The 259-nt window shown below is 47.1% G+C and carries 1 protein-coding gene; it reads right to left on the bottom strand.

Annotated elements, in window-relative coordinates; genetic code table 11:
• Window positions 1–259: BCCT family transporter (locus AAEZ08_RS23155; protein WP_500125212.1), on the bottom strand; the 259-nt coding region annotated here is incomplete at both ends.

The following is a 259-nucleotide window of genomic DNA, read 5'->3' on the forward strand; positions in this document are numbered from 1 at the left end:
TACATCTACTGCATGGCCGATAGGGCCATATATTTTTTCACCGATAATAGGGTAAAGCGTTGAGCGCATCGATAAAGGCAAACCCTGACGATAAGCAAAATAGGCCAAGGTCAACGCCACTACGCCATTGATCGCCCAAATATGAAAACCCCAATGAAAATAAGCAATTTGCATTGCCTCTTTAGCAGCAGCAATAGTTTGCGGCTCTGACAGCGGCGGCGTGGCAAAATGTAGCACCGGTTCGGCGACACCATAAAAC

Origin of the sequence: Pseudomonas sp. E45-MNA-CIBAN-0222, from assembly GCF_040310405.1 — a bacterium.
GTDB lineage: Bacteria > Pseudomonadota > Gammaproteobacteria > Pseudomonadales > Pseudomonadaceae > Stutzerimonas > Stutzerimonas stutzeri_AC.